This window comes from Nodularia sp. UHCC 0506 (assembly GCF_034931045.1).
Taxonomy (GTDB): Bacteria; Cyanobacteriota; Cyanobacteriia; order Cyanobacteriales; family Nostocaceae; genus Nodularia.
Genome location: NZ_JAYGHH010000036.1, coordinates 1 through 3936 on the forward strand (window position 1 = coordinate 1; position 3936 = coordinate 3936).

The following is a 3936-nucleotide window of genomic DNA, read 5'->3' on the forward strand; positions in this document are numbered from 1 at the left end:
AAGATTTTTTTATGACTAAAGTTATACATCTTTGGTGATACAAGGTTTTGATGTGGCAACGTTATGATCGATGGGTAAATATAATTAATATTATTTATGCTAGAAAATAAGCATAATGAAGAAATTAATCCTGATGATTTAGCTCCAGAAATTACTGAATCTTATGGTACTGGTGTCAAAGATATGCCGGGGTATAATATTGGAGGGCGATCGCTCAGACAAAGAAGACGTGAATACACTCATACCAGTCCCGCAATTACTGGTGGTGATGTTGATGCTAATTGGCAACAAGAGGACACTGTAGGAGATGAAGCTGTAGGTGGTACGGCTCCAACTCCTGATCAAAATGTGACTGACGAAATAGGAGAAGCCGTAGGATTACCGATGAATGACAAGGCTTTTCTCCACACCCACGATATTTTACAACGGCGTGATGATTCTCGCTGGGAATTAGACCCCATGTCTTCTGATGATTATTCAGAACGCAAAGATTGACAGAACCTCACCTTAATTCTGCTACGCAAAACCTGTCCCTCTCCTTAGTAAAACTACGGTGTACGAATCACCCCCTAATACCCAATTATGGAGGAACAAGAATTTTCAAAGTCCCCCAAGTTTGGGGGCAGAACAGGCAAACGATAACCTTAGTAAGCAGAGGGCAAAATTTACCCACAGGGTCAAGCAAGGGTGGTGTTCCGCCTTTAATCAGCAGCTATTTGCCAAATTTTGATAGTTTTGTCATCACTACCACTGGCGAGTAATTTACCATCTGGACTTAAAGAAATAGCATTTACAGTTCCTGAATGTCCAGTCAAAGTTTGCATCACTTCACCTGTAGAAAGTTGCCAAATTTTGATAGTTCTGTCAGCACTACCACTAAAAAGAATTTTGCCATCAGGACTAATTACTAATGATTTCACTTCATCTGAGTGATTACTTAATGTATGCAGAAGTTCACCTGTAGAAAGTTGCCAAATTTTAATAGTTTTGTCAGCACTAGCACTAAAAAGAAGTTGTCCATCAGGACTAATTACTAATGATTTCACCTCATCTGAGTGACCCACGAATGTGCGTAAAGGATCACCGGTGCGTGGGTTCCAGAGTCTGATTTTGGTATCAGCACTACCACTGGCGAGGATTTTACTGTCCCGGCTAATAGCTACAGCATGAACAGCAAAGGAATGCCAAAGTGTACAAATGCGATCGCCTGTGTGCAAATTCCAGATTTTGATTTTATGACTCCCACTGGCGAGAATTTGACCATCGTGGCTCATTGTGACTACATTGACTGGTTTTTGATGTCCTAGAAGGGTATGCAGTAGTTTACCCGTTTTTAAATTCCAGACTTTGACATTACTTTTGGGATGTTCACAACTACCAACAGCCAAGAATTGATTATTAGGACTAATTGCAACAGATGAAACTTCTCCTTCGTTACCCGTGAGGGTGCGAATTTGTTTCCCAGTCTCAAGATTCCAAATATTGATGGTTTTGTCTGCACACCCACTGACTAAAACCTCACCATCTGAACTAATAGCCACAGATGTAACTTTCCCCGAATGTGCGGTCAGGGTATAACTGGCAGAGGGAGATGCTAGGGTAAGTTGGTGCTGGAGTTGTGCTATTTCTGCGGAACGCCTTGCGATGGGCAAAGCCCCGCCTCCGGCGATCGCATCTAAAAGCTGATCTACATCCGCAAGACTTTCATTATTTTCTACTGCTGTAAAATACTCTTTTAACTTTTCCAAATATGCCTTGTCTTCTAGCTGAATAGCTGATTGCATCGCCTCCAAAGGATTCATAAATTCCTGTCGGGACACTTGACGTAATTCCAACCATTTGTTGATAGAGTAATCAACTTGAGACTGCGCCCAAGAAGAGTCAGGTAAATGAGATAAACTTTGAGCTAATTGCAAAGCCAACTCAGGAACCCAGTAACGACGCTCATTTTCTAAAGCTTGGTAAACTTCTTGATAACCTGTAGCGTATACCCGCAAAAGTTCCTGTACAGATTGTAAGTTAAAGGTATCTTCTAGTAAACTAGGCAGCACCTCTGGTAATAAGGGCGGCACATCATAATCAACCAAGTGATAAGCATCCGCGACCCAAGCAGCAACTAAACAATGACAGTTAATTAACACCTGACAAAGTTGTTCCAAATCCTGATCATTAACTTGATATTTTAACGATAATTGACTAATATCAATACCCTTTTCTTGCCATTTCTTCGCCTTTTCTAAAATTTCTAAATTCAAGACATTATCTTTGCCTAAATCATTTATTTCTGCGATGTCTTCCCCCATTGATAAGAGTTCATCTCTAACTTTCTTCCATTCTAAAGCCCGGTTTATAGCAGATTCATGGAGAATTTCACGATAAGGTAAACGAAAAATTGTTTTATAGTAATAAGTTTCCTGACCTAAACCCCAATAACCAATTCTGAAATTTAAATAATCCCCATCATGCTCTGATTCTAAAATCAAAATCGGCTCTGTTTTTAACATTCCAAACAAAGCTTTGATACTAGATTCACTATGAAACCGTTTACTATCCCAAGCACCTGCTAAAAGTTCCGTGGGTCGAATGGGACTATGCAGTGAGTAATGTTTGTGTAGAAACTCTCGTAAACCTTCAGCCAAATTAAGCTCAATTTGGAAATTATTCTGATTTTTCTGGTCAAATTGGTCAAAGTTAATTTGTGGAGGAGCTAGAAAAATTTTCAGAGGTGTACGTTGAGAATTAGTCCCAGAATTTAAAATTTGTGAAGGATACAGTCTCAAAGGCCAGTTATCAAAAATTTGGGAAATTTCTGGCAATTTTAGAGAAGTTTCTCGTGCTTGCGTCGCTATTTTTAACTGTGTTGCACGTTGGTAAATAGCTAATTCTTGTTGGAGAATTTTTTGTTGCTCAAATTTTGTAATCTCACCATCTTTTTCCAGAGGTAAATTTACAGTTTGGATGAATTCTTTAATTATTTGGGGAAATTGAGAGTTACTGGTAGTGAGACTTTCTACAGTTCGCTTTTGGATGAGGGTGACAATCACAGGTGTGAACTCGATCACCAATTGAGTGAGTAACCTTAATCCTGGCTCCATAAGGAGATTCCTGTTAAATAAAATTATCAGTGTACTGCAAAGGTGCGTAGTAGCTTGTCATGAGACACTAACTATAGAGTAATCTCATGTTTGTTCATTAATAAAATGAGTAACCATTGCCTATACTACTATCTTAAGAAACATTTTCGTTAAAAAAATAAAATTCTGTATTAGCCTTAATTGATTGTTCGTTATTTATACCGCATAAAAAATACCTCACCGAGTTTAAAAAGACTAACTGAGGTATTGCTTAATGGTTAAATTTGTAACTAAAAAATTAAAATTTAATTCCTAATTGTCCGTTGAAACCGCGCACAGAATTGTAACCAGCACCTATAAAAACATTATCGGTAGCACCTACTTGAACACCACCAGAAAAAGCCACCCCCTGATCTTCTGAATACCAGCCCACTCCTACATAGGGTGAAATCACTGGCAAACTCAGAAATTTTAAAACATCAGCACCCACAGACCCATCTGGTCCAACTCCTACCTCAACCCCAAAATCTAAAGCTCTAACTCCTACAGCATAAGTAACATCACCATCTTTTTCACCCACAGAAACCCAAGGTTGTGGTAAAAACTGAGCAGAAGCTTGATTGGGGACAAATACAGTTAAGCAACTGAGTGATGAAATGAGTATTTTGGCAAGAACAGCTTTTTTCACGTTTTTCTCCTACACTACCTGTCACATTTTCGCACTCTTGAAGGCGTGGAATTGCCAGAATGACTTCTAGGGCTTCCAGTTTCTAAGACTCGACTTTTCCGTACTACGTTCCAGTTTTTGTCTAATGTAGAAAATTCATGTGAGCGGTTTAATTAGGGCTGGCTGAAGAAATCT

At 39.1% G+C, this 3936-nt stretch carries 3 protein-coding genes; 1 reads left to right on the forward strand and 2 read right to left on the reverse strand.

The genetic code is table 11. The annotated features are described in order from the left end of the window. Positions 1 to 96: 96 nt before the first annotated feature. Positions 97 to 495 (forward strand): DUF6335 family protein, encoded by a 399-nt coding sequence (locus VB654_RS17710; protein ID WP_323215130.1) that lies wholly within the window; start codon positions 97 to 99, stop codon positions 493 to 495. 206 nt (positions 496 to 701) lie between these two features. On the opposite strand, the gene VB654_RS17715 is transcribed toward VB654_RS17710, so the two are convergent. Further along, positions 702 to 3095: a WD40 repeat domain-containing protein gene (locus VB654_RS17715; RefSeq protein ID WP_323215131.1), complete on the reverse strand. Its 2394-nt coding sequence runs from the start codon at positions 3093 to 3095 to the stop codon at positions 702 to 704. A gap of 277 nt (positions 3096 to 3372) precedes the next feature. After that, positions 3373 to 3762: a hypothetical protein gene (locus VB654_RS17720; RefSeq protein ID WP_323215132.1), complete on the reverse strand. Its 390-nt coding sequence runs from the start codon at positions 3760 to 3762 to the stop codon at positions 3373 to 3375. Positions 3763 to 3936: the final 174 nt, after the last annotated feature.